Annotated in this window: 21 protein-coding genes; 10 read left to right on the plus strand and 11 right to left on the minus strand. The window is 60.7% G+C overall.

Annotation, left to right across the window (positions count from 1 at the left end; all coding sequences use genetic code 11):
• The first annotated feature begins 23 nt into the window (after positions 1 to 23).
• The 9 genes from CIT26_RS01870 to CIT26_RS01910 all read left to right on the plus strand — a co-directional run bounded on the left by CIT26_RS01870 (position 24) and on the right by CIT26_RS01910 (position 9,636).
• Positions 24 to 911 carry a branched-chain amino acid ABC transporter permease gene (locus tag CIT26_RS01870; RefSeq protein WP_095490980.1) on the plus strand — a complete coding sequence of 296 codons (888 nt, stop codon included), beginning with the start codon at positions 24 to 26 and terminating at the stop codon, positions 909 to 911.
• Positions 911 to 1,894, plus strand: coding sequence for a branched-chain amino acid ABC transporter permease (locus CIT26_RS01875; RefSeq protein ID WP_095490981.1), 984 nt, complete (start codon positions 911 to 913; stop codon positions 1,892 to 1,894). The genes CIT26_RS01870 and CIT26_RS01875 overlap by 1 nt, the downstream gene beginning before the upstream one ends.
• 251 nt (positions 1,895 to 2,145) lie before the next feature.
• Positions 2,146 to 3,081 (plus strand): lipid kinase, encoded by a 936-nt coding sequence (locus CIT26_RS01880; protein WP_095490982.1) that lies wholly within the window; start codon positions 2,146 to 2,148, stop codon positions 3,079 to 3,081.
• Positions 3,082 to 3,733: 652 nt separating this feature from the next.
• The gene (locus tag CIT26_RS01885; protein ID WP_280951076.1) at positions 3,734 to 4,948 is read left to right on the plus strand and encodes a glycosyltransferase family 2 protein; all 1,215 of its coding nucleotides are present in this window, start codon (positions 3,734 to 3,736) and stop codon (positions 4,946 to 4,948) included.
• Between the two features lie 105 nt (positions 4,949 to 5,053).
• Complete coding sequence (locus CIT26_RS01890; RefSeq protein WP_095490983.1) at positions 5,054 to 5,743, plus strand: class I SAM-dependent methyltransferase; 690 nt, start codon at positions 5,054 to 5,056, stop codon at positions 5,741 to 5,743.
• The gene (locus CIT26_RS01895; protein ID WP_095490984.1) at positions 5,740 to 6,129 is read left to right on the plus strand and encodes a GtrA family protein; all 390 of its coding nucleotides are present in this window, start codon (positions 5,740 to 5,742) and stop codon (positions 6,127 to 6,129) included. The genes CIT26_RS01890 and CIT26_RS01895 overlap by 4 nt, the downstream gene beginning before the upstream one ends.
• Positions 6,130 to 6,135: 6 nt before the next feature.
• The gene (locus CIT26_RS01900; RefSeq protein ID WP_143747761.1) at positions 6,136 to 6,798 is read left to right on the plus strand and encodes a class I SAM-dependent methyltransferase; all 663 of its coding nucleotides are present in this window, start codon (positions 6,136 to 6,138) and stop codon (positions 6,796 to 6,798) included.
• Between the two features lie 12 nt (positions 6,799 to 6,810).
• A complete protein-coding gene (locus tag CIT26_RS01905; protein WP_095490986.1) occupies positions 6,811 to 7,965 on the plus strand; it encodes a glycosyltransferase family 4 protein in 1,155 nt (384 codons plus the stop codon).
• The gene (locus CIT26_RS01910) at positions 7,966 to 9,636 is read left to right on the plus strand and encodes a DUF7055 domain-containing protein (protein WP_095490987.1); all 1,671 of its coding nucleotides are present in this window, start codon (positions 7,966 to 7,968) and stop codon (positions 9,634 to 9,636) included.
• A gap of 175 nt (positions 9,637 to 9,811) precedes the next feature.
• Here the strand turns inward: CIT26_RS01910 and CIT26_RS36365 are convergent, their stop codons facing one another.
• The 4 genes from CIT26_RS36365 to CIT26_RS01930 all read right to left on the minus strand — a co-directional run bounded on the left by CIT26_RS36365 (position 9,812) and on the right by CIT26_RS01930 (position 13,542).
• Positions 9,812 to 10,147: a hypothetical protein gene (locus tag CIT26_RS36365; RefSeq protein WP_245318986.1), complete on the minus strand. Its 336-nt coding sequence runs from the start codon at positions 10,145 to 10,147 to the stop codon at positions 9,812 to 9,814.
• Positions 10,148 to 10,575: 428 nt separating this feature from the next.
• Complete coding sequence (locus tag CIT26_RS01920) at positions 10,576 to 11,361, minus strand: ABC transporter ATP-binding protein (RefSeq protein WP_095490988.1); 786 nt, start codon at positions 11,359 to 11,361, stop codon at positions 10,576 to 10,578.
• Entirely contained in the window at positions 11,355 to 12,422 is a 1,068-nt protein-coding gene (locus tag CIT26_RS01925) for a FecCD family ABC transporter permease (protein ID WP_095490989.1), read from the minus strand. The genes CIT26_RS01920 and CIT26_RS01925 overlap by 7 nt, the downstream gene beginning before the upstream one ends.
• Entirely contained in the window at positions 12,412 to 13,542 is a 1,131-nt protein-coding gene (locus CIT26_RS01930) for an ABC transporter substrate-binding protein (protein ID WP_095490990.1), read from the minus strand. The genes CIT26_RS01925 and CIT26_RS01930 overlap by 11 nt, the downstream gene beginning before the upstream one ends.
• A 115-nt stretch (positions 13,543 to 13,657) precedes the next feature.
• On the opposite strand from CIT26_RS01930, the gene CIT26_RS01935 reads away from it, so the two are divergent.
• The gene (locus CIT26_RS01935) at positions 13,658 to 14,446 is read left to right on the plus strand and encodes a class I SAM-dependent methyltransferase (RefSeq protein ID WP_095490991.1); all 789 of its coding nucleotides are present in this window, start codon (positions 13,658 to 13,660) and stop codon (positions 14,444 to 14,446) included.
• Positions 14,447 to 14,533: 87 nt separating this feature from the next.
• Here CIT26_RS01935 and CIT26_RS01940 read toward each other — a convergent pair whose 3' ends face one another.
• The 7 genes from CIT26_RS01940 to CIT26_RS01970 are packed head-to-tail and all read right to left on the minus strand — an operon-like array spanning position 14,534 to position 23,253.
• The gene (locus tag CIT26_RS01940) at positions 14,534 to 16,156 is read right to left on the minus strand and encodes a GMC family oxidoreductase (RefSeq protein ID WP_095491035.1); all 1,623 of its coding nucleotides are present in this window, start codon (positions 16,154 to 16,156) and stop codon (positions 14,534 to 14,536) included.
• A complete protein-coding gene (locus CIT26_RS01945; protein ID WP_095490992.1) occupies positions 16,153 to 17,667 on the minus strand; it encodes an FGGY-family carbohydrate kinase in 1,515 nt (504 codons plus the stop codon). Before CIT26_RS01945 ends, CIT26_RS01940 begins: the two co-directional genes overlap by 4 nt.
• Positions 17,668 to 17,692: 25 nt before the next feature.
• Positions 17,693 to 18,535 (minus strand): class I fructose-bisphosphate aldolase, encoded by an 843-nt coding sequence (locus tag CIT26_RS01950; RefSeq protein ID WP_095490993.1) that lies wholly within the window; start codon positions 18,533 to 18,535, stop codon positions 17,693 to 17,695.
• The gene (locus CIT26_RS01955) at positions 18,508 to 20,244 is read right to left on the minus strand and encodes a glycerol-3-phosphate dehydrogenase/oxidase (RefSeq protein WP_095490994.1); all 1,737 of its coding nucleotides are present in this window, start codon (positions 20,242 to 20,244) and stop codon (positions 18,508 to 18,510) included. The genes CIT26_RS01950 and CIT26_RS01955 overlap by 28 nt, the downstream gene beginning before the upstream one ends.
• Positions 20,245 to 20,262: 18 nt before the next feature.
• Complete coding sequence (locus CIT26_RS01960; RefSeq protein ID WP_095490995.1) at positions 20,263 to 21,258, minus strand: aldo/keto reductase; 996 nt, start codon at positions 21,256 to 21,258, stop codon at positions 20,263 to 20,265.
• A complete protein-coding gene (locus CIT26_RS01965; RefSeq protein ID WP_095490996.1) occupies positions 21,255 to 22,235 on the minus strand; it encodes a sugar-binding transcriptional regulator in 981 nt (326 codons plus the stop codon). Before CIT26_RS01965 ends, CIT26_RS01960 begins: the two co-directional genes overlap by 4 nt.
• A gap of 28 nt (positions 22,236 to 22,263) precedes the next feature.
• Positions 22,264 to 23,253 carry an ABC transporter permease gene (locus CIT26_RS01970; RefSeq protein WP_095490997.1) on the minus strand — a complete coding sequence of 330 codons (990 nt, stop codon included), beginning with the start codon at positions 23,251 to 23,253 and terminating at the stop codon, positions 22,264 to 22,266.
• Between the last annotated feature and the right edge of the window lie 18 nt (positions 23,254 to 23,271).

The raw sequence follows: 23,271 nt of genomic DNA on the forward strand, positions 1-23,271 counted from the left end.
TCGACAAGTCAGCCGGAGCGACCATGTTCGAACTGCTTGGAATTCCGCCGCAGGTCCTGTTCGGCCAATTGCTGCTCGGGCTGATCAATGGGTCGTTCTATGCGGTTCTGAGCCTCGGGCTGGCGGTCATCTTCGGGCTCTTGAACATCATCAATTTCACGCATGGCGCGCAGTACATGCTGGGCGCCTTCGGCGCCTGGATGCTGCTCAACTATCTCGGCGTCGGCTACTGGTGGGCCGTGTTCATCGTGCCGCCGATCGTCGGCGTCACCGGCATCGTGCTCGAGCGCGTGCTGATCCGACGGCTCTATCACCTCGACCATCTCTACGGGCTGCTTCTCACTTTCGGCCTGGCGCTGATCATCGTCGGCTTCTTCCGCCAGTTTTTCGGCGTATCCGGCCTGCCTTACCCGCCGCCGCCGCTTCTGACCGGCGGGCATAATCTCGGTTTCATGTACCTGCCCAATTCGCGCGCCTGGGTGATCGTGGCTTCACTCATCGTGTGCCTCGCGACCTGGTTCATCATCGAAAAGACCCGGCTTGGCGCCTATCTCAGGGCAGCTACCGAGAACCCTGTCATGGTCGGCGCGTTCGGCATCAACGTGCCGCTGCTGGTCACGCTCACATATGGTTTCGGCGTCGCACTCGCGGGTTTTGCCGGCGTGCTCGCCGCGCCGATATACGCAGTCAATCCGAACATGGGGGCAGACCTGATCATTGTCGTCTTCGCCGTCGTCGTCATCGGCGGCATGGGCTCGATACTGGGCTCGATCCTCACCGGCTTCGGGCTTGGGCTGATCGAGGGCCTGACCCGCGTGTTCTATCCGGAAGGCTCGGCCGTGGTGATCTTTGTCATCATGGCGCTCGTGCTGCTCGTCAAGCCCGCGGGTCTGTTTGGGCGGAGTGTGTGATGACAACCGACACCAACCCGATCGCTATGGCGGCCATCACCTCGGTTGGCGCCGCTGGCATGCCACGTCATCACTTTGCGATCTTCGCCGCGCTCTTCGTCTTCCTCATCGCCGCGCCATTTCTGCTCTACCCGATCTTTGTCATGAAGGTGCTGTGCTTCGCGCTGTTTGCCTGCGCCTTCAACCTGTTGCTCGGCTATGGCGGGCTTTTGTCGTTCGGCCACGCTGCCTATTTCGGCATGGCGAGCTACGTCTCGGCCCATGCGGCAAAGGTGTGGGGTCTGACGCCTGAACTCGCCATTATCGCGGGCACGCTGGTGGCAGCCGTGCTCGGTCTCGCGATTGGCTCCCTCGCCATTCGCCGCCACGGCATCTATTTCGCCATGGTGACGCTGGCTTTTGCGCAGATGATCTATTTCTTCTCGCTGCAGGCGGCGTTTACCGGCGGTGAGGACGGCATCCAGGCCGTGCCGCGTGGCCATCTGTTCGGGCTGATCGACCTGCGCTCGAGCGAAGTCCTCTATTTCTTCGTGCTCGCCATCTTCTTCGCCGGCATATTGCTGATCTATCGGATCATCCATTCGCCGTTTGGACAGGTGTTGAAGGCGATCCGCGAGAACGAGCCCCGCGCGATCTCGCTGGGCTATCGGGTCAACCGCTACAAGCTCGCCGTATTCGTGCTGTCGGCCACGCTCGCCGGCGTCGCCGGCGCAACCAAGGCAATCGTGTTCCAATTGGCGTCGCTTACCGACGTCTACTGGACCATGTCCGGCGAGGTCGTGCTGATGACGCTCTTAGGCGGCATGGGCACGGTGTTCGGACCGATCGTCGGCGCGGCAGTCATCGTCACGATGCAGAATTACCTCGCGACATTTGGCGACTGGGTCACGATCGGCCAAGGCATCATCTTCGTTGTCGCGGTGCTGTTGTTCCGGGAGGGCATCATTGGCGTCCTGGCAAAATGGATCCGGAAACCGCTCTGAACAGGTCATGAAACCGAAATTTCGGATCATCGACGGTCGACATCGAGAAGTCGGCCCACCAAGGACGTTTGAGCGCCAGATTCGGCCAAGTTGACCGCAGCGGAGACGGGCGCACAGCGGCCTCAACTGTGCAGATTCCTCATCGGATGTGACAACCAGCAATTCGGGCTGTTACGAAAATTCAACTCTGGGTCTTCCCAGGCGCGCCTGTTGACGTCGTAATCCGCAGGCACGCACCCTATCTACGCCGCATGAACGACATCACGACCAGACGCGCGCTTCTGCTCGTCAATCCAAAGGCGCGACGCGGGCAGGAATCTATCGCACCGGTCGTCGAACGGCTGGAAGCCGGCGGGCTCCGCGTCAGCGTCGAGACGTTTGAGGCGCTGCCCGAGATAGCACGCGACATCGTGCGCCTTCGCCATAGGGCCGACCTTGTGATCGTGTGCGGCGGCGATGGCTCGGTGTCCTCGGCGGCGGTCGCGGCGATGGAAAGCGGGCTGCCGATGGGCATCATTCCGATGGGGACGGCGAACGATCTGGCACGAACGCTCGAAATACCGTTGGATCTGCGGAAGGCCGCCGACGTGATTGTACAGGGCGGAAGGCGTCTGATCGATGTCGGGACCGTCAATGGTCACGCTTTCTTCAATGTTGCGAGCATTGGCCTCAGCACCGACCTTGCCCAGGGTCTCGACCCGGCGCTGAAGAAACGTTTCGGCAGGTTTGGCTATGCCTTGGCGGCCATGAAAGTGTTGACCAAGGCCCGCCACTTCGAAGCAAGGATTACCGAAAAGGGGGTAGCGACCGAGGTCGAGACCTACCAGATAGCAGTCGGCAACGGCCGGCACTATGGCGGCGGCAACGTCGTTGAGGAGACGGCGGAGATCGATGACGGCCATCTCGACCTGTACAGCCTGGAAATGACGAATCTCTGGAAGATGGCGCTCTTGCTGCGCTCGTTCCGCTCAGGCACACACGGCGCCTGGAGCGAGGTTCGCACGGCCAGATGCGTCGAGTTCGACATCGAGACGAAAAGGCCGATGCCGGTGAACACCGATGGTGAGATCGTCACCTCGACCCCGGCGCATTTCAAGGTCCACCCGAAGGCGATTTCGGTCTTCGCGCCTGCCGCCGCGCGCATGCAACCCCGCACAAAGGTTCTTGGTGACGCGGTCAGCGGGTAGACAGGCGACCAAGCGAACGTCGAATAGATCCAACCGCCTGCGGTCATCTCATTCTCCTCCGTTGGTCGTGTCATGAGGGCGAGCCCGTTAAGCGTCTGTCCGGATGCACAGCCCAACCGCTAGGCGGGCTCGTGGGCTTGAATTGGATCGTTCCGCATCGCCCCTTATGGTCCCGCCACCGCTGTACACTCGAACTTGAGCAGCGTCTTTACGCGATTTCGCGACATTCTGCGCTCACATCGCGTCTTCGAATGGAGTGCCTGCTTGATTCCCCCTCGGCTCGTCAGAGCCTGGCGAAGGTGATTTGCAACACCGTGTCATGACCGGCCTCAACGTCAGCTAAGAGCTGACCGAACGCCTCCCAAAGCGGCTGCAGGCTTGCAGATTGACGCGAACGACAGCTATCCACCAAAGTTCCAGACATTCTCCCGCTAGGTTTGCGCTGTGCGCGTCGTGTTGGCCAGGAGCTATCGTGTTCCTGATTGCAATCGTCGTGGTTGCATAAGCACAAAAAATTAACGCGCCCAACGGTAATTAGGCTTTGGAAATAATTACGCAACTTGTTCTTTCCAGGTCGATAAAGGCCAGAAGCAACACGTTGGTCACATGCCCGACTCTCGATGCAGCTGACGATTCGACTGGATCAGGTGGAATGATGAATAGCTGGTCTGACGTCGCGACGGGCCAAACTGACCAAGGCTTCCTTGAGTTGGAGGCTCCCTTGGTATCGGCGATCATACCTTGCCTGAACGAAGAGCGCACGCTCGGCATCTGCATTCGAAAGGCGCTTGATGCGTTCGCAAAGCGGGGGATCAGAGGTGAGGTGGTGGTCGGGGACAATGGATCGAGCGATCGCTCGGTGGAGATTGCCCGGTCGCTTGGTGCGCGCGTCGCGCACCAGCCGGTCAAGGGCTACGGCGCCGCGATTAGTGCAGCGGCTGGGTCTGCGCACGGCAAGTACCTGATCATGGCCGATGCAGACGATTCCTACGACTGGAGCAAACTCGACGACTTCATCGACGCGCTGGAGGATGGCGCGGAGTTGGTCATGGGCAATCGCTTTGCTGGCGGGATAGAGCCGGGCGCCATGCCTCCTCTGCACCGATATCTTGGGAATCCTGTGCTTTCGACGATTGCGCGCTGGCTTCACCACTCTCCCATAGGCGATTTTCATTGCGGGATGCGGGGTTTCACTCGTGACGCATTCCAAAGAATGGGCGCACGCTCGCCCGGTATGGAATTCGCTTCCGAAATGGTCATCAACGCGCATCGCGCCGGATTGATCATCCGTGAGGTGCCAATCAAGCTCTATCCAGACAAACGTGACCGCCCTCCACACCTGCGCTCTTTCCGTGACGGGTGGCGACACCTGCGGCTGATCGTAGCTCATGCACCGGACACGATGTATCTTTTACCCGGACTAATCCTGCTGATCGCCGGTGTCATCGGGCTTGCCATCCTCGCTGCTGGGCCTGTCACCATAGGTGGGCAGTATTTCGGGATCCACTTCGTCGCGCTCTCGTCCATGGCAACATTGATCGGTCTTTCGGCCATTCTCTTCGGGACGCTGGCCAAGGTAGCGATCGCAATCTATCACCCTATACCCGCAGGACTGATGATCGCCTGGCTGACGCGCAGTCGCCCGCTGGAATGGCTAGTCCTCTCCGGAGGTGTGCTCGCGACGGTTGGTTTCCTCGGGGACATATTGCTGGCGCTGCGATGGATCTTCGTTGGCGGCTCAATGGAGCAATCCGTGCATCTGACTTTTGTGATTACCACGGCCTGCGTGGCAGGCGTTTCCATGGTGCTTTCCGGGTTTGTACTCAAATTGCTCCTGGATAACCTGGACAATCGACGTGTCTGCTAACCATTCGGTTTCGGGGATTCCGGACCTGCTTGCCCCCCTTGCGGGTCTAGCTATGGATGGCGACGCCGCGGGGCAGATCATGCGTGTTCTTGGGGGCTGGACCGCATGAGGCAACGCAGGGCTGTTCCACGCGTCTGGGATACGGACTGGCTGATCCTACGCGCGCTTGCGCGACTGTTGCGGGAAGAAGCAAGTGCGCATGTCAGACAAGGCTCGCTGATGGTAGACCTTGGCTGCGGCGACATGCCGTATGCTGACATGATGCGTCAGATGAATATCGATTATTGCGGTGCAGACATCGGCGGTGACGGTTTCTTGCAAATAGACGAGCAGGGCCGTGTGCCGCTGGCCGATGGTGCCGCAGGTGCAGTGCTTTCGGTGCAGGTACTTGAGCACGTGCGCGACCTCGACGCCTATTGTGGCGAAATACGGAGGCTGTTGCGCGATGATGGCGTGCTGCTGCTATCTACCCACGGCACTTGGCTCTATCATCCTCACCCCGAAGATCATCGCCGCTGGACACGCACCGGGCTTATCGTGGACCTCGCCAATCGAGGCCTCGAAGTGGAGGATGTGCACGCAATCGTCGGTCCGCTGGCGACTACCACACTGATCCGATCGACGGGATTTTCTTTCATCCTCAGGCGTGTGCCTATCATCGGTGGTATTTTGGCGTCCTCGTTGGCCGTGTTGATGAACCTGCGCGCTCAGTTGGAAGACCGGATTACGCCCGCTCACATACGCGATGACGACGCGTGTGTCTTCCTGGTACGAGCTCGCAAGGCTGCTGCATGACTGTGCGGACCCCTCTCGCTTACGTTGCTGTCGCCGGCCTGTGCATAGCGCTACACAACGCCGTTGTCATCTTGGCAGATAGTGTCGGTATGCCGCTGTGGTTCGCCGTGCTGCTATCCTTCGGTATCGTTGCTTGCGCCGGGTATGTTCTGCATGGGTTGTTCACTTTTCGTCAGCCGCTAGCCGCGATTGGCCTGGTTCGTTACTTCATCGCAATGTCGGCAAATATACCGTTCGCTTTCGTTGCCACCTGGTTCTGGCATGAGCAGGTCGATCTGCCGATGACATTCGCCGCACCGATCGCTTCGGTCTGCATGCTAGCTCTGAATTTCCTGCTCGGTCGCTGGGCCATCGTCACGCCGACCCGCTGGACGGAGCTCAGGTGATTGACGATGAACACAACGATGTCGCCAATCGACCCGCGGCTTCTGCAAGTCATCCTATCGCGTCATCTGGCGATGTATCGGAGCAGGGTCCCAATTTACCAAGCGACGATGCTCGATAGTTTGCGTGAGGTATGGGCCGCGCGCCATCGGAACCTGCTCGACGTCGGCGGCGGCACTGGCGTGATTGCCCAGGCCATGGCGGAACTTTTCCCAGTCGACGAGGTCCAGGCAGTTGATCTAATCGATCGCTTCTGCTCCTCGCTCAGCGTACCAACCCGGCAATATGACGGCAAAACACTACCTTTCGCTGACGCAACTTTTGAAGCAGCGACGCTCAACAACGTGGTGCACCACGTTCCGGTCACTGCCCGTTCGGATCTCTTGCGCGAAATACGGCGGGTAGTAACCGGTCCACTTTATATCAAGGATCACGAAAGATGCGGCACGCTGGACAACCTGCGGCTCATGGCCTTGGATGCCATAGGGAATATCCCCTTTGGGGGCATGATCTGGGCGCGTTACCTCACTCGAGCAGAATGGGAGATGCTGGCCGCCAACAGTGGCTACCGCATCGCTGGTCGCGCTACACCAGCGCGCTATCGAAAAAGCGTCGGTGCACTGCTGTTTCCCAATCGGCTCGAAGTAACAATGCGCTTCGAGCCAGTATGACCGAATAACCCGTTGCGCATTCTCACGATCAGCCATTTCTATGAGGCCCATGGCGGCGGCATAGAACGTGTCGCCGGACAATTGTGCCGCCAATTCGCAAGCTTAGGTGCTGAGGCAGTCTGGGCGGCCAGTAATGCCGATCCAGCGCCGTATACCGAAGTTGAGGCGCATTCGCTTGCCTGCGCCAACCCAATCGAGAAGATCACTGGCCTGCCCATGCCCCTACCGGGTGCGCGCGCGATCCGAACCCTGGCTCGCGAAGTGCGCCGCTGCGACGCGGTGGTGGTGCATGACGCATTGTACGTCACCTCGATACTCGCATTGCTGATGGCGAAGGCGCACCGCAAGCGCGTTGTCTTGATCCAGCATATTGCTGGCGTTGCTTTTTCATCGCGCGTGCTCCGCTCGGCAGTTGCACTGGCCAACATCGTCGTCACGCGCCCGATGCTGAGGGCGGCCGACGCACTCGTGTTCATTAGCGATAGCGTGCGACACGACCTTGTCGGTACGCCAGCCCGCATGCCGTGTTCCCTACTGTTCAATGGTGTCGACAGTGCAGTTTTTCATCCCGGCGAAGGTTTGGCTCCCGAGCCGGACGCTCTGGCCGGGATGCCAATTGCGCCGGGTGCGCGCCGCATTCTCTTCGTTGGTCGCTATGTCGAGAAGAAGGGGCTCAGGGTGGTACGCGCCCTGGCTGCGTCCAGGGAAGACCTGACCTTTCTGATGGTCGGCAGCGGACCGATCTGCCCCGCCATGTGGGGACTCGCCAACGTCCATGACCTTGGGACTCAGAGCCCGCAGGCTCTAGCCGCCCTCTATCGCAGTGTTGACCTCTTGCTGTTGCCGAGTGTGGGCGAAGGCTTTCCGCTCGTAATCCAGGAGGCGATGGCATCTGGGCTGCCGGTCGTCTGCGGTGAACCCAGCAACCGAGCCGACCCTAGCGCAACCGACTGGCTCTGTGGCGTGACCATCGATCTCAGCGACGCGGAAGGCTCGGCCAGACGTTGCGCCCAAGCCATTAATTCCCTTGCACCCACATCTAAAGAACGGGCCGCCATGGCTCGCTACGCGTTAGCACATTATGACTGGAGGTCTATGGCGGAGCGTCTACTTGCGTTGGCACGAGGAGAGAAGCCCAATTCTCCTGAAAATCGGGGCGATCTTTGAATGCAAGCCTACGGTGGAGACCGATACCAGATAGGCACAATCGTACTCGGTCTTATCATGGTGAAGATTATTCTGCTTTTCGTCCTTGCGTGGAATAGTCTCTTCGTCATGGACGAGTTCGGGCAGCTCGGATACGCCAAATATCTGTTCAGGGAACTCTTCGATACAATTCAGCCGAGTAAAGCGGCGGGTTCGACAGCGTTCTTTAAGCTGGCGCACCTGGTAGGCTGGGATGCCACGTCTATTCTGCTTGTCGGGCGCATACAAACCGCGCTCCTGGGCTGCGCGATCGTTGCCATGGTATACGCCTGCGCCCGTGCGCTCGGGGAGGATCGCGTGCGTGCCTTAAGCATCGTTCTCGTCCTACTGTGCTTTTCGAACTTCATGGAGCGTGTTTTCCGAACAATCGCCGAACCGCTGGCGGTGTTCTTCGCGGTGGCTGCGCTCCTGGTCGTGGTGCGCGCACATGCGTTGAGGGCACGGCATGTACTTGCTGCAGGCGTCCTAAGCGGACTGGCTTTCCTGGCCACTCAAAAATCGGTCTACTTCAATGTTGCGCTGGGGCTCGGCTTGTTCACTGACGCAGCCATGATGAGACGCTATTCAACTGGGCTGGCTCGCGGGGCATGTCTGGTGTTGGGGTGGACTCTTTCGATCCTTGCGTACTGCTTCGTTTTCGGCGGCAGCAACCCGGTCCCCATCGCCGAGAGCCTTGTATTCGGTCCGATTGAAGTTGCGACCCGCGGGGGTGTTGAGTACGGCGGACTGAGGCACCTCGTGTTGCAGACGCTTTTGCGGAACGTAGTACTCTACGTCTTCTGTTTCTCTGGAATGGCTTTGTCACTGATGCGGTTCAGGCAGCTTGAGGAAAGAAATCGCATCGCGCTTATCTTCTCGATCGTGATCACCGTTCTGGTCTTCATTCACGATCAGCCTTGGCCTTACGTATTCATCATGGCGTTGCCGTTCATGTCATTGTGGTCACTGGCACCATTGGATCGGATCGTGGCCAACACACGCCACTTTCGAATTGCATCGGTGGCGCTGGTGACCGCCGTGGTCCTAAGTTTCGTCAGCAATATTGTTTACCTTCGTTTCAACAACGCGGCGCAACTTGAACTGGTCGCGCGTGCAGAATCTTTGCTCGCTCCGGGTGACCGGTACTTCGACGGCATCGGGATGCTGCCCAACAGGAGCGAACCGTCGACGTTATGGCTTGATAGACACTATGTCCTCGCGACTTTGCGGCAGGGCGACAGATCCGAGGCCTATGAAGTATTCAGTAAGTCTCCGCCTAAAATGATCCTGTGGTCTTACCGCACGGAATATATCTATCCCGTAATCGCACCTCTGATCCGGAACAGCTATGTCACCGTCGCACCAAACTTGAGGATTGCCGGCCGTCGACTTTACCTCGATGAGCAGGAGGTCTTCGATGTCCCATTCCCTAGCGTATATGGCCTGTACAGCGCAACCGGAACGCCATTACGGGGCGCGGTTGACATTGACGGCACCGTCTTTGATCGGCCAGTCCACCTCTCAAGCGGGCCGAAGACTGTAATTTTGCGGATGGGTTCAGGCGAGGCATTGCTCTTGCCACAAGGTTCGTACGCCGGACGCTTCAAACACGGCACTGACAATTTGAGCATGTTTGCCAATGCCTACGACTGAGTGTTCGGGATACTGACTCACTGGCCAAGCCCTGAAAAGGCAATCGGAATGCCGACCATAGATGAATTAAGGCTCACATTTGGGATCACGGCCTGCAGGCCGCCCACCCCGGAACAGCAGGCTGCGATATGGAACAGTCGCCTGGCCCCTACATAGCCTTCAGACACGTCTTTGATCATTGCTTGAGGAACGCGCCCGTGTAGGTCTGGCCGGCAAGCCTAACGGTTCCGGCCAGGGTTCTGTCGGGCCGCATGACAAAACTGACGTCTGCGCCATTCGGTAGGCGCTCAAGCTTCAACGTAGTCCCCACAATTCGTCCAGCGCCGGCGGCCTCTCCCGGATGGTTGTCGCCCAGAGTTCCCCACGCATAGGTAACCGTCACCTTCCCATTGGAAGAAATCGTCTGAACAGCAAGTTTGGCGTCATACATCCCATCCAATCGTCCGGCCCATAGACCCGAAAAAACAGCATACTTTGTCGGAACGGCCTTGTCGGGGGGAGTGACCGCCACGGATTGATCCATAATTGCTGAGCCGGAGGGAACAGCGGCAGGATCCGAGGCAGTTTGGGCAGGAATGGTACCAGGTTCTAATGCAGGTTCGAGGGTGGGTCGCGGCGTTTCAGGAGCCGATTGGCACGCGGTTATGGCAAGCGCCGCGAAGCCAAGCATTGCGTTGCATATTCGGCGTGCCATCTTCTGGTGCCCCGGCCATCTTTGAATCTAGCGCAGGCTAACCTTATCGCGCGTTTTCACGACCTCTGTCTAGCCAAGGTGTCTCGTACAAAAGCGGCTCGTCGAAGGACGTGCAGCGGTCGTGAGTGAACGCCTCCATTTGTCGCCAAAATAGCCGCCTTGGCGATGGAAAATATTTTTAATTCAAACGTTTACGCCAGAACTTTCGATCTATTTTCTAGGTTTTGGCTTTCGACCACAGATGCCTAAGCTGCTATCGACGCGGCCGCTGCCGCTTCGTCCGCGATGCCATCCACCATTACATGGCCGATGCCCCGCGAGCAGCGCTCGACCCGCGCCTCGACGCGATAAACGTCACGCAAGAGCGCCGGCGTAACGACCTCTTCCGGCGTGCCGCAGGCGATCATCCGGCCGTCGGCGATGACGATGCATTTGTCGGCGAAGCGCAGGGCCTGATTGAGGTCGTGAATTGCGATCAGCACCGCAATCCCCTGCTTGTGCGCGAGCCCGCGCATGAAGCTCAGCACCTCGACCTGCCGGTGCAAGTCAAGCGCGGACGTCGGCTCGTCCATCAGCAGGATTTCAGGTTCGCGCGCGAGGGTCTGGGCGATGCTCACCACCTGCCTTTGCCCCCCGCTCAATTCTCCGACATTGCGAAAGGCAAGATCCGAGATGCTGAGCGCGGTCAGGATGCCGTCTATGAGTGCGAGGTCGCCATCACTAACGGACCAGGCCGCGCCCTGCTTGCGGGCGAGCAGGATCGATTCATAAACGGTTAGCACTGCGTTGGCTGCCGTATCCTGCGGCATGTAGCAGATGCCACCCGGTCCCTTCGCCGCTCCATCGAGGCAGACACGCCCCGGGCCCTTCAGAAGTCCTGCGATGCGCTTGAACAGCGTCGACTTGCCCGCTGCGTTAGGCCCGATAACGGCGACTACCTCGCCGCCCCGAAAAATGGGAGTTGAAACGTCCGAAAGGACGAGCCGCGCCCCGTGGAAGGCTCCGAGTCCATCGAGCCTGATCGTTACCATGAGCGCCTCACATTCGAGAGGATCAGCGAGATGAAGAAGGGAATGCCGATAAGCGAGGTGACGATGCCGATCGGGAAGATCGTGCCTGGAATGAGCGACTTGCTGGCAACCGAACTCGCCGAAAGGATGAGTGCCCCCGAAAGAGCCGAGGCGGGCAGGAAGAAGCGCTGATCTTCTCCGATCAGCATGCGGGCGATGTGCGGACCGACAAGCCCGATGAAGCCGATCGTGCCGACGAAGGCGACGGGAATGGCGGCGAGCAGGCTCACCATCATCATGGTTTCGAGCCTCAGCCGTGCGACCTTGACCCCAAAGCTCGCGGCCTTGTCTTCGCCTAGCCGCAGCGCCGTCAGCGCCCAGGCGCGGCGCGCGAATATCGGAAGCGTTGCGAGAAGGATGAGGCTGGTAATGATGAGCTTGGGCCAGGTGGCCTTTGCGAGGCTTCCCATGGTCCAGAACACGACCGCGGCGAGCGCTTGCTCTGAGGAAAGATACTGGACGAGCGACAGCAGCGCATTGAAGGTGAATACGAGCGCGATACCGAGAAGCACGATGGTTTCGACCGTCACGCCGCGCTTGAGACTCAGCAGGTGGATAACGAACGCGGTCAGCATCGCCACCACGAAGGCGTTGAGCGGCACGACATATTCGATTGCCGCGGGGATGAGCGTGACGCCGAAGGCGAGCGCGAGCGCGGCGCCGAAACTGGCCGCCGCCGAAATGCCGAGCGTGAACGGGCTGGCGAGCGGATTGTTGAGGATAGTCTGCATCTGTGCACCGGCGACGGACAGTGCCGCGCCGACGACCACGGCCATAAGCGCGATGGGAAGCCGGATTTCCCACAGCACGACACGCACCTGAAGCGGGACGCTGCTGGGAGAAACGAGCGCGAGCACAACCTGGTCCAGGCTGTAGCTGGCCGGGCCGAGCGCGAGGTCGATGCAAAGGCTCAGGAGCAGCGCCAGGGCGAGCCCTGCGAGGATGAGTTGCTTGCGCAGGACGAGGGCGCGGTAGAGGCCGCGCCCTTCTTTGGCCGATAGTGCCGCTGGTTCACTGCTCATTGGAGAGCGAGACCCAATGGCCAGGCCTGTAGTCGACCGGCAGGAACTTCTCGTGCAACTCCTTGAAGGTGGCCTCAGCGTCCAGATCGGCGAACAGGTCGGGGTGCAGCCACCTGGCCATCTGCTGGATGGCGACGAACTGATACGGGCTGTTGTAGAACTGGTGCCAGATGGCGTGGATCCGCCCATTCTCCACCGCCTTGATGCCGGTGAGGGCGGGCCGCTCCGTCAGGCCCTTGAGTTTCTTCAGTGCTGCCGCCTCGTCCGCGCCGGGACCGACGCCGACCCATTTGCCACCCGGCACATAGGCCTCCCAGTTACCGCCCGTGACAATCACCTGGTCAGGATCGCTTGCGATGATCTGTTCGGGATTGAGCGCGCCGAAGGTGCCCGGGATCAGATCCGCCGCGATATTCCGGCCGCCGGCCATCTCGACAAACTTGCCGAAATTGTCGTTGCCGAAGCTCATGCAGCAATCGTCGGAATAGCCCCCGGCGCGCTCGACGAAGACGGTTGGGCGCTTTGGATCCTTCTCTGCGATCACCTCGGTGACGCGCGCGATCTGCGCGGCGCGGTAGGCGATGAACGCCTCGGCGCGCTTTTCCTGGCCAAAGAGCTTGCCGATGAGGCGCATGCTCGGCTCGGTGTTGGTGAAGGGATGCTCGCGGAAATCGACATAGACCACCGGAATGCCGACGGCGGCGAGCTTTTCGATATATTGCGCGTCCTCGGTCGCCTGCTTGGACTCGATGTTCATGATCATCACGTCCGGCTGAAGCGCGATGGCCTGCTCGATGTCGAAGGTGCCGTCCTTGAAACCGCCGAAGGTCGGGATCGTGGCCATCGAGGGGAATTTTTCCAGATAGACGGCGTAATTGTCGGGATCGGCCTGGTAGAAATCCTCGCGCCAGCCAACAATTCGCTTGAATGGGTTGTCGGTATCGAGCGCGGCAATCAGGTAGATTTGCCGGCCTTCGCCGAGGATGACCTTCTCGACCGGCGTCTTCACCTCGACCTTGCGGCCGCTAATGTCGGTGACGGTTTCGGCGCGCGCGCCATGGGTTAGCGGCATGGAGGCCGCGAGGGCGACCGCGGCCGCGAATATCGACTTCAAAATCATTGGGCTCTCGCAATTCAGTTTACCGGCCCGGCTTTAGAAAACATGAATTGTGTAATCAAGAATTATCTTTTAGAGCAATTCCAATGTACCGCTTTAGGGGAGAGCGTTTCGGGCAATGACGGCTCACGCAAACTATTCGCTGCGCGATGAAATTCGGGACTATTGGTCCGAGCGCGCCGAGACGTTCGACTTGCAGGTCGGCCACGAGATTTTTTCCGAGCGGGAGCGCGCAGCCTGGCATGCGCTCATAAGCAGGCACCTTGGGCCAGGCGCCGGGCGAGCATCTCTGGATCTCGCCTGTGGGACAGGCGTTATTTCGCATCTGATGCACGATCTAGGCTTTGTGGTGACAGGCCTCGACTGGTCGGAAGCCATGCTCGCCAAGGCGCGCGCCAAGGCACAAAACCGCGGCGCCGATATCCGCTTCATCGTAAGGGATGCCGAACGGACGCTCGAGGACAAGGCGAGCTACGATGTCATCGTCACCCGTCACCTGGTCTGGACGCTGCTGGATCCGAAGGCGGCCTTTGCCGAATGGTTGTCGCTGCTGAAGCCCGGCGGCAAGCTGCTGGTCATCGACGGCGATTTTGTCAGCCGCAACTGGGCGATGGGTTTGCGGGAAGTTTGGGAGAAGCTCACGGCCGGCAAGTCCCGGGTCTCGGATAATGACGGCTCCTCGATGGCCAGACGCCACCAGAGCATTCTTGCTCGTGTCTATTTCTCGGGCGGCGCACGGGCGGAAGAGATAGTTCGCTTGCTGGCCGAAGCCGGGTTGGAGCAGCCGGTCGTCGACTGGAAACTGGGCGCGATCCATCGCGCACAGGCTCGACAGATGAGTTGGCCCAAGGCGCTCGAACGCGCCACGCAACATCGCTTCGCGATCTGCGCGACAAAGCGGCAGTAAACTCCGCGGCGCTGCCGGCATCGGTCGCCTCACAGGAGAGGCACGACAGCGAATAGCTGCCGGTCTGCGTCAACTCACCACCGAGGATTATTTCTCCTGGTTGGCGTCCTGCAAGATCATTTCCGATGCCTTCTCCGCGATCATGACCACTGGAGAGTTGGTGTTGCCGGAAACGATCGTCGGCATAATCGAAGCGTCGACGACGCGCAGGCCAGAAATGCCGTGCACCCGCAGCCGGCCGTCGACCACTGCCATCGAGCCCGCGCCCATCTTGCAGGTGCCGACCGGGTGGAAAATCGTAGTGCCGATATCGCCGGCCTTGCGGACGAGATCTTCGTCGCTTTCATATTGTGCACCGGGCAGTATTTCCTCAGGCGCGAAACGGGCAACGGCGCGCGCCTTCATCAAGCGGCGGACGTGGCGGAGCGATGCTACAGCCACTGTCCTGTCTCCCTCGGTAGACAAATAGTTCGGCCGGATCTTCGGGGCCGTCTGCGGATCGGGCGTCCCTATGTGGACGGTGCCGCGGCTTTCCGGTCTGAGGTTGCAAACCGAAACCGTGACCGCGGGGAAGCGATGCAGCGGCTCGCCCAGCCGGTCAGTGCTCAACGGCTGGACATGATATTCGAGATCGGGCGTCTCCAGGCGTGGGTCGCTTCTAGCGAAGATACCTAATTGGCTCGGCGCCATCGATAGCGGTCCGCTGCGACGGATGGCGTATTCGACGCCCATGGCCGCGCGGCTGAACAGATTGTGGTAGCGCTGGTTTAGCGTCGAGGCATTGGCGACTTTGAAGACCGTGCGGATCTGCAAATGATCCTGCAGGTTCTCGCCGACGCCTTCCAGCGCGTGGCGAACCGGGATTCCTGCTGCACCAAGCACGTCGGGTCGGCCGACGCCGGAAAGCTCGAGCAGCTTCGGCGAATTGATCGCGCCAGCGGCAAGTATCGTCTCGCCTGCCCGCGCACGATGCACCTGGCCGCCCATGCGGAAGACAACGCCGGTGACGCAAGCTCCGTCGAAATCCAAGTTCTCGGTCTCGGTGCCGGTTACGACGCGCAAATTCGGCCGCCGGAGCACGCCCCGCAGGAACGCCTTCGAGGTATTCCAGCGCACGCCCTTCCTCTGGTTGACCTCGAAATAGCCCGACCCCTCGTTGGTCCCGCAGTTGAAATCTCCGGTCCGGGGGATGCCGAGTTCCTCGGCAGCATCGCGGAACGCATCCAGGATCGGCCACGACAGACGCTGGCGCTCGACGCGCCATTCGCCACCGGCGCCATGAAGGTCGTTGGCGCCGCCAAAATGGTCCTCGGACTTGCGGAAATACGGAAGCACGTCATCCCAGCCCCAACCAAGATTTCCGGCTTGCCGCCAGCCATCATAGTCGGCCGCCTGGCCGCGCATGTAGATCATGCCGTTGATCGACGAGCAGCCGCCCAGAAGCTTGCCGCGCGGATAGTTGAGTGCTCGACCGTTCAGCCCGGCCTCCGGCTCGGTCTTCATCAGCCAATCGGTGCGCGGGTTGCCCATGCAATAGAGATAGCCGATGGGAATATTGACCCAGTGGTAGCGGTCACTGCCGCCGGCCTCCAGAAGCAGCACGCGCGTGCCTGGATTGGCCGACAGTCTGTTGGCCAGCACGCAGCCGGCTGAACCCGCGCCGACGATGATGAAGTCGTAGTGTCCAAACTCGGCAGCGGTCTGTGTCAATGGCACGTCCGTTCGCTTGCCATCCTGTCCCATAGCGGACCCATGGCCTGGTTGATCTCGCCATACAGACGATAGCGCCGCTCATAGACCGGTGCGATCGCGCTATTGGGCTGGTAGCAACGGTCGGGCGCGGTCATCGCAGCCGCGCCCGCAGAGAAGTCGGCAAACAGGCCGACGCCTGTCCCAGCCGCAATTGCAGCGCCCAGCGCACCAGTCTCGCGGCTGCGCGCTACGGTCACCGGCACATCCAGCACATCGGCGAATATCTGCGGCCAGATGGCGCTGCGCGAGCCGCCGCCCGAAAGAACCGCCTGGCTGACAGTCGCTCCCGCTCGGCGCAGCGTCTCGACATGGCGCCGGTGTTCGAAGACGACCCCCTCGAAAAGTGCGCGCAGCATATGCGCCCGCGTGTGCCAGCCGGCGATGCCGTAGAAACCTGCACGCGCCTTGCCATTCTGCTGCGAACCGTAAAGGAAGGGGTGGTAGATCGGCATGTCTCCCGCGGGATCGACGGAAGCAACGAGCTCGCTGCAGATCTCGAATGGCGATGCGCCTGCCGGCGGCGCATGCTCGAAGAACTCACGCACGATCCATTCGAGATTTGCGGCCGAAGTGGCGCTCGATTCGATGGCGAGGTAGCGCACCGGATCGAACGTCGACAGCATGAAGATCGAGGGATCGCGGATCGGCTCTTCGGTGATGACCTGGTTGATGCTCCAGGTGCCGGCAATGATCGAGGCGGCGCCGGTGCTGGTGACGCCCGAACCGATGGCGCTGGCGACGACATCGAACAGGCCCGCCACCACAGGCGTGCCCGCAAGAAGGCCGGTGGCATCGGCGACATCGCGCGTGACATGGCCGGCGATGTCGGAGGCTTCCAGCACGTTCGGCAGCAGTTCCATGCAATCGTCGAGCCCGTAGGCGGCCAGCAACTCACGCTCGTAGCATCGGCCGGGCATGTGCAAAAGCCCGCAGCCCGACATATCCGTGGTCTCGGTCGAGCGCGCGCCGGTGAGGCGGTTGACGACAAAATCCTTGCACAGGAAGACGGTGCCTATTCGGGCAAAAAGCGCCGGGTCATGGCGCCTGAGCCACGCCAGCAGAGTCGGCGTCTGCGCCGCCCAGGGCCGTTGCAGGCAGTGGGCATAGGTCCGGTCGCCAACGCCCGCGGCCGCCCATTCGCTGACGATGCCGACACCGCGCGTGTCGAGCGACTGGATGCCGAGCAGCGGGTCACCGCCGCGGTCCAGCGCGTAGAGCCCGTTGCCGTGGCCGGCGCAGCCGATCGCCGCGATGTCGCGGGGGTCGATGCCCGACTGGTCGAGGCACTGGCGGATGACCTCGACGGCGTTGCGCCATAATTCGCCGAGGTCCCGCTCGACATGGCCCGGCTTTGGCATGCAGGAGCGGCCGTCCCGGGCGGCGAGCGCGAGCTCGCGACCGGCGGTGTCGAAGATGATGGCCTTGATGACGGTGTTGCCCGCATCAAGACCAAGAATGTATCGCTGCATTGAAGCTCCTCCCAAGCTGCAAAGATTATTCTTGTTGGTAGAGCTCCCAGGCCGCCGCTCCATCCGCATTCTCATGGATGATCGCCATCAATCCTGTCACGACGGCGCGAGGGTTGGAATGCTGGTATATGTTGCGGCCATAGACCATGCCTGCCGCGCCTTGTGCCATCAGCGCCGCCGACTTGTCGAAGACGGCGCGCAAATCCTCCCTGCCCCCACCGCGCACAAGGACAGGACAGCGCGCCGCCGCCACCACCCGGTGGAAGTCGTTCGGATCGGTGGTCGGGTCCGCCTTGATGATGTCGGCGCCCATCTCGCTGGCGAGCCGGGTCAGGGTGACGATCTTTTCGGGATCGCCGTCGACCATGTAGCCTCCGCGATCCGAGTTCGGCAGCATCGCCAACGGCTCGATCATCAGCGGCAGGCCGTATTTTTCGCAGTCGGCGCGAACGCGGGCAATGTTGTGGACGCATTGCCGGAATAGGTCCGGCTCATCGGGCAGCATGAATAGATTGACGACTACGCAGGCCGCATCCATTTCCAGCGCGCCAATCAGTGGCTCGGCTTCGTTCTGCAGGATGGCCCACATCGAGCGATGGCGGGTTTTGTTATACGGATTGCCCATGTCTATGCGCATGACCAATGCTGGCTTGTCCTTGCCAGGCAAGGACTGCAGCAGATCGGCCTGGCCATAATTCATCTGAATGGCGTCCGGTCCCGCGGCGACCAGTTGGGCGACGACGTCGGCCATATCCTCGAGCCCTTCCAGAAACGACGGCTCGTTGCACACGCCATGGTCGATTGCGACGTCGAGACAGCGCGCCCGGCCGAACAACCGGTTCATGCGGACTTTCTTGTTGATGCGCATTCGGCGCTCCTTCCTTCGTCTTCTTGAGATAGCTGGTCGAGATCGATGCCGTGCCGGCGTTGCAACAGGGCGAGGAAATCCGTGCGCTCGAATGCCTTACGCGCGGCGTCCCAGCTCTTTTCGACAGCGAGAATATCGAGAACCGCATCGAGAAGGTCGGGAGAGAGAGCACCGGTGATGGCGATTGTCGTGCGGCGGAGCAGCAGGTCCTCCAACTGTTCGACATATTCATTAGCGATGAGATATTGAATTTCCCGGGCCGAGTAGTCGCTGCCGGGCAAGAGATCGTCATGTCCCGCTGCCATATAGGCGGCGACGGCATCCGCCGCGGTACCGTAGCGCTCGAAGAGGCTACGCATGCGGTCAAGCGACAGGCCGCGCGCCGCCGCGCGTTCTGCACACCATTTTTCGGGAGCAGTGGGAAAATGCCGGCCGCCGCCGATCGGCATGTTTTCGGTGCCGACGATGCGCTGTCGGCACAATCGCTCGAGCACGATATCGGCTGCCAGTTCGCCGAACGAGCGGAAGGTTGTCCATTTTCCGCCGATCATGCAGAGCGTCGGCGGCAGTATGCCGGCGCCCTCGACGAGTTCGCAGAAATGATCGCGGGGAATGCGCCCGGTAACACTGTCTTGGCTTATCGGCAGCGGCCTCACCCCGGTGAACTGAAAGACGATGTCGGTATCGGCGATCTCGATCGCGGGAAACACGAAGGACAGCGACTGCAGGATGTATTGCCGCTCGTCATCCATGCAGCGCGCCTGGTCGGGGTCGTCGACACGGATATCCGTCGAGCCGACCAGCACGTTGCCGAGATAGGGGAACAGGATGCAGATCCGGCCGTCCTCGTTCTCATAGTAGATCATGTGACCGTCGAGCGCGTCGTGAAGCTCGCGATTGTCGACGATCAGATGCGAACCTTTGGTGCCGCCCATAAGCTTCGGCGCAACGGCTCCGATCGCCGAATTGGTCAAGTCGATCCAGCCGCCAGTGGCGTTGACCACGAGCCGCGGCTTCACAGCCACGGTTTCGCCAGAAAGTCCGTCGTTAAGCACCAGACTCGCGTCATTGAGCGATACCCGTGCATAGTTGAGCGCCCGGGCGGACGGCTTTTCCTTCATAGTATCGCGCAGCATCTCGGTACCCAGCCGCTCGGGATGGCTGACCCAGGCATCATAGTATGTCGCCGAATTGCGAATAGCAGGGTTGATTGCAGGCCAGACCTTGAGTGTTTCAGCACGGCTCCTGAATTTATGCGTCGGGACGATACGCCGTGCGGCGGTGAAGAAATCATACATCGCCAGGCCGGCCTTGATAACCAAAGCGCCGCGCCGGCCCGGACGACGGCTTAGCCCAAGGAAGCGGAATGCGCCATTTGCGATGCCTGAGAACAGGTCGAAGATAGGCACCGTGGTTGGCAGTGGCGCAACGTAGTGCGGCGCGTTCTTCAACAGCCGATCGCGTTCGAGCAGAGATTCGCGGACCAGCTTGAACTCCCCGTTTTCAAGATAGCGCAAGCCGCCATGTACCATGCGCGAAAGGGCCGCGCTGGCGCCGGAGCAATAATCGCCCTTTTCGGCGAGCAGCACATCGACGCCCTGCAAAGCGAGTTCGCGAAACACGCTGATGCCGTTGATACCGCCGCCTATGACGAGGACGTCAATATCGGGGTTCTCGCGCAAGCCGGCGATCGTCTGGATGCGATTCATCTCAGGACGCGCTTTCGATCACGCATCTATCGCTACGAGATGCCCGGCCACCGCCGCATCGATGGCCGTCAGTTCCGCGGCGCTCAGTAAAATCTCCCCTGCCCTGGCGTTGTCGAGCGCCTGCGTCGCGTTTCGCGCTCCACACAACGCGAAGGTGATGCCGGGCTGCGCCAGCGTCCAGGCGATGACGATCTGCGCCATGCTTGCCTGGTGGACCTCCGCGACCGGCGCCAAGGCATGCTTCAAAGCGGCTACCTTGCGCCGGTTGGCCTGAGAGAAGCGCGGGTTGTCTTTGCGCTGGTCGTCGCCGCTGAACTCACGTGCCGGATCGATCGCGCCCGAAAGCAGGCCGAGCGCAAGCGACGAATAACTGAGCGCAGCGACCTGATGCTGGCGCGCGATCGGCAGCAATGTCTGCTCAATCTCGCGATCCAGCATCGAATATCTTTCCTGGATCGCGTCAAGCTGGCCAGTTCCTACATACTGCTGCAGCTCGGCGGCGTTGAGATTGCTTGCGCCGATGGCGCGGATCTTGCCAGCTGATTTGAGACGTTCGAGCGCTTGCATTGTTTCGGCAATGGGGGTCGTCGGGTCCTGCCAATGGGTGATGTAGAGATCGATATAATCGGTGCCGAGCCGCCTCAGGCTCTGTTCCACTTCATAAGCGATGCCCTCGGCGCCGAGATATCGGTTCACCGGCGTTCCATCCTGATCGAAGAAGTGATTGCCCTTTTTCGAATGCCAGTTCAGGCCACATTTGGTGGCGATGACCGCGCGGTCGCGCCGGCCCTTGATGGCCTTGCCGACGATCTCCTCGCTGCGGCCGAGACCGTAAGCCGGCGCGGTGTCGATTAGCAAGACGCCGGCATCGATGGACGCCTGGATCGCAGCGATCGATTCTGCTTCATCCGTGCCACCCCACATCCAGCCGCCGATGGCCCAGGTGCCGAGTCCCACCGCCGAAGCGACAACGCCGGACTTGCCGATTGAGCGGGTGATTTGTCGAGAATTCATGCTGCATTTCCTTCGGCGAGCTCGAGGATCTTCAAGCCGGTGGTTTCGTCGGTGACGAGAGTGTCAAGGTGAGAGCCGCGCATGGCACTGAGGATCGGGACCACCTTGCTTGCCCCGCTGGCGACCCCTATCGACTGCGGAATGGTCGCGAATTCCTCGAGCGTCAGCGAAACCAGTGAGTGGTTGAGGCGGTAGTCGGCGAGCTTGCCGTTGCTGTCTATGAGATGCGCGAGCAGCTCGCCCGCCGCGCCCGAGCGTTCGATGGCCAGCCGGTCGGCGCTCGAGGACGGGTGCAGATCGTAGTAGCTCGAATCGTCGGTCAGGATGGAGCCGATGCCGACGACCGCAAGCGTTGCTTCCCGCGCCTTGCTGAAGACATCCGAAACCGCCCGCACGCCCATCAGCATATCGCGTTGGGCCGGGCTGTCGGCAAACAGCGGCGCGTGAATTTGATAGGCGCGCCCGCCGAGTTTGTCGGCCATCAGAGACGCGACATGATTGACGTCGGTGTAATGCTTGCCCTGAACCAGGCCGGTCGCGGGAACGACCTCGACGTCGTAGCTGCGGCTCGGCTTGAGGCCGGCGACAACGGCACTCACCCCCTTGCCCCCGGTGATGGAAATCGTGTCGCCGTCCTTGATCGTCTCGAGCACCAGCCTGGCTGCGGCCTCACCGACACGCTGAAGCGCAGTCTGCGGATTGTCCGAAACGGAAGGGACGACGACGGCCCTTTGGAGGCCACCTATCGCGACAAGCCGCGCCTCGATGTCGACCAGTTGCTCGACCGGCGACTTGATCTTGATCTCGACAAGCCCGAGTTGATGACCGCGTTTGATCAGCCGGTTGACGGTCGCATGCGAGATGCCGAGCTCCTTGGCGATTTCGGCTTGCGTTTTGGCTTCCATGTAATGAAGCACAAGCGCCTGATACATCTGGCGGACGATCGTGATGTCGTCCCGCGAATTGGTTGGTGACATGATGGATGCTCAATTCTCGCGCTGCTGCTCAGGATTTCCTGCGGTGCAGGAAGTGGTCGATTGATACTGCCGCGAGCAGGATGCATCCCTTGATCATGTCCTGCCAATAGACTGAAACGTCGAGCAGGATCAGCGAACTTGTGACGACTGAGAGCAGCGCCATGCCCAGTATGGCGCCGAAGATGGTGCCCGAGCCGCCATTGAGCGATGCTCCGCCAATGACGGCCGCGGCGATGATGTTGAGTTCCATGCCAGCGCCGAAGGTCGGGGTGGCAGCGCCAAAGCGTGACATGTAGATGACGCCGGCAAAGCCCGCGAGGGTGGAGCAGAGGACCGTGACCCAGAATTTGACCTGCTTGGTCTTGATGCCCGAAAACTGGGCCGCCTTCTCGTTGCTGCCGGTATAGAAGACCTTGCGGAAGGCGGTGGCACGCCGAAGCAGGAAATCGAAGATGGCCACGACCACGACAAAGATGACGATGACATAAGGCACATTGCCGAAGCTGCCCTGGCCGATCGCCTTGAACCCGGGCGGCAGGGTGAACAGTGACAGCGGGGTTCCCTTGGTGATGACAAGGCAGAGGCCGCGCACGATCACCATCGCCGCCAGCGATGTGATGAAGTGATTGAGCCCGATAACGGTCACGAAGAAGCCCATCGTCGCGCCGACCAGCGCGCTGGCGCCTATCCCGATGAGGCTCGCGGTCCACGGGTCCAGTCCCATCAGGAAGAGAGCGCCTGACACGACCATGGAGAAGCAGACCACCGACCCGACGGAAAGGTCGATGCCGCCGACAATGAGGAGTATCGTCATGCCGACCACGACGATGCCTTCAATGGAGAAGCTCATCAGCATCGCGCGGAAATTTCCCCAGGTCAGGAAATGCGGCGAGGCGAATGTCATGGCGATGCACAGCGCCAGCATGATCGCGATCAGCCCCGCCTCGCGCATTGACCCCAGACGCAGCCAGTTGCGCCAGCCAAGCCCGGGGGCGCTCGCTTTGATTTCGGCGTCCATGAGGGTTCCTCCGGTCTG

The sequence above is a fragment of the Mesorhizobium temperatum genome (assembly GCF_002284575.1).
Lineage (GTDB): Bacteria > Pseudomonadota > Alphaproteobacteria > Rhizobiales > Rhizobiaceae > Mesorhizobium > Mesorhizobium temperatum.

Bases quoted from the DNA above. Each gene is read 5' to 3' on its own strand.
- CIT26_RS01885 (WP_280951076.1), top strand. From the start codon at position 3,734: ATGATGAATAGCTGGTCTGACGTCGCGACGGGCCAAACTGACCAAGGC.
- CIT26_RS01880 (WP_095490982.1), top strand. From the start codon at position 2,146: ATGAACGACATCACGACCAGACGCGCGCTTCTGCTCGTCAATCCAAAG.
- CIT26_RS01930 (WP_095490990.1), bottom strand. From the start codon at position 13,542: ATGATTTTGAAGTCGATATTCGCGGCCGCGGTCGCCCTCGCGGCCTCC.
- CIT26_RS01895 (WP_095490984.1), top strand. From the start codon at position 5,740: ATGACTGTGCGGACCCCTCTCGCTTACGTTGCTGTCGCCGGCCTGTGC.
- CIT26_RS01945 (WP_095490992.1), bottom strand. From the start codon at position 17,667: ATGCAGCGATACATTCTTGGTCTTGATGCGGGCAACACCGTCATCAAG.
- CIT26_RS01950 (WP_095490993.1), bottom strand. From the start codon at position 18,535: ATGCGCATCAACAAGAAAGTCCGCATGAACCGGTTGTTCGGCCGGGCG.
- CIT26_RS01965 (WP_095490996.1), bottom strand. From the start codon at position 22,235: ATGTCACCAACCAATTCGCGGGACGACATCACGATCGTCCGCCAGATG.
- CIT26_RS01935 (WP_095490991.1), top strand. From the start codon at position 13,658: ATGACGGCTCACGCAAACTATTCGCTGCGCGATGAAATTCGGGACTAT.
- CIT26_RS01920 (WP_095490988.1), bottom strand. From the start codon at position 11,361: ATGGTAACGATCAGGCTCGATGGACTCGGAGCCTTCCACGGGGCGCGG.
- CIT26_RS01870 (WP_095490980.1), top strand. From the start codon at position 24: ATGTTCGAACTGCTTGGAATTCCGCCGCAGGTCCTGTTCGGCCAATTG.
- CIT26_RS01900 (WP_143747761.1), top strand. From the start codon at position 6,136: ATGAACACAACGATGTCGCCAATCGACCCGCGGCTTCTGCAAGTCATC.
- CIT26_RS01970 (WP_095490997.1), bottom strand. From the start codon at position 23,253: ATGGACGCCGAAATCAAAGCGAGCGCCCCCGGGCTTGGCTGGCGCAAC.
- CIT26_RS01875 (WP_095490981.1), top strand. From the start codon at position 911: ATGACAACCGACACCAACCCGATCGCTATGGCGGCCATCACCTCGGTT.
- CIT26_RS01960 (WP_095490995.1), bottom strand. From the start codon at position 21,258: ATGAATTCTCGACAAATCACCCGCTCAATCGGCAAGTCCGGCGTTGTC.
- CIT26_RS01955 (WP_095490994.1), bottom strand. From the start codon at position 20,244: ATGAATCGCATCCAGACGATCGCCGGCTTGCGCGAGAACCCCGATATT.
- CIT26_RS01910 (WP_095490987.1), top strand. From the start codon at position 7,966: ATGCAAGCCTACGGTGGAGACCGATACCAGATAGGCACAATCGTACTC.
- CIT26_RS01890 (WP_095490983.1), top strand. From the start codon at position 5,054: ATGAGGCAACGCAGGGCTGTTCCACGCGTCTGGGATACGGACTGGCTG.
- CIT26_RS01925 (WP_095490989.1), bottom strand. From the start codon at position 12,422: ATGAGCAGTGAACCAGCGGCACTATCGGCCAAAGAAGGGCGCGGCCTC.